This is a genomic window from Rubellimicrobium rubrum (assembly GCF_006152115.1).
GTDB lineage: Bacteria > Pseudomonadota > Alphaproteobacteria > Rhodobacterales > Rhodobacteraceae > Rubellimicrobium > Rubellimicrobium rubrum.
In genome coordinates this window covers 1-1036 of sequence record NZ_VDFU01000104.1, presented here as the reverse complement: position 1 = coordinate 1036, position 1036 = coordinate 1, and the positions used below count along the sequence as shown (strand labels likewise).

General features: G+C 66.1%; 1 protein-coding gene. It reads left to right on the top strand.

The window, feature by feature from the left end; all coding sequences use genetic code 11:
• On the top strand, positions 1-1036 hold a 1036-nt coding region (tuf, locus tag FHG66_RS21415; protein ID WP_139079165.1), incomplete at both ends, for an elongation factor Tu.

Genomic DNA, 1036 nt, shown 5'->3' with positions numbered 1-1036 from the left:
CAAGACGACGCTGACGGCGGCGATCACGCGGTACTTTGGCGACTTCAAGGCGTATGACCAGATCGACGCGGCGCCCGAGGAGCGGGCGCGTGGGATCACGATCTCGACGGCGCATGTGGAGTACGAGACGGAGAACCGTCACTACGCGCATGTGGACTGCCCCGGCCACGCCGACTACGTGAAGAACATGATCACGGGTGCGGCGCAGATGGATGGCGGCATCCTGGTGTGCGCGGCCTCCGACGGTCCGATGCCGCAAACGCGCGAGCACATCCTTCTGGCCCGCCAGGTGGGCGTGCCGGCGCTCGTGGTGTACATGAACAAGGTCGACCTCGTGGACGACGAGGAGCTGATCGAGCTCGTGGAGATGGAGCTGCGCGAGCTTCTGTCCTCCTATGAGTTCCCTGGCGACGACGTGCCCATCATCAAGGGCTCGGCGCACCAGGCCATGATCGGCGAGCGCAAGGACATCGGCGAGGACTCGATCCGCGCGCTGATGGCGGCGGTGGACGAGTACATCCCGACGCCGGTGCGCGCCGTGGACCAGCCGTTCCTGATGCCCATCGAGGACGTGTTCTCGATCTCGGGCCGCGGGACCGTGGTGACGGGCCGCGTGGAGCGGGGCGTGATCAACGTGGGTGACGAAGTGGAGATCGTGGGCATCCGCGACACCCGCAAGTCGGTCTGCACGGGCGTGGAGATGTTCCGCAAGCTTCTGGACCGTGGGGAAGCCGGCGACAACATCGGCGCGCTGCTGCGGGGCGTGACGCGTGAGGACGTGGAGCGCGGCCAGGTGCTGTGCAAGCCGAACTCCGTGAAGCCGCACACCAAGTTCGAGGCCGAGGCCTACATCCTGACCAAGGAAGAAGGCGGCCGCCACACGCCGTTCTTCGCCAACTACCGTCCGCAGTTCTACTTCCGCACCACGGACGTGACCGGCACCGTGCAGCTGCCCGAAGGCACCGAGATGGTGATGCCGGGCGACAACCTGAAGTTCAACGTCGAGCTCATCGCCCCCATCGCGATGGAAGACGGC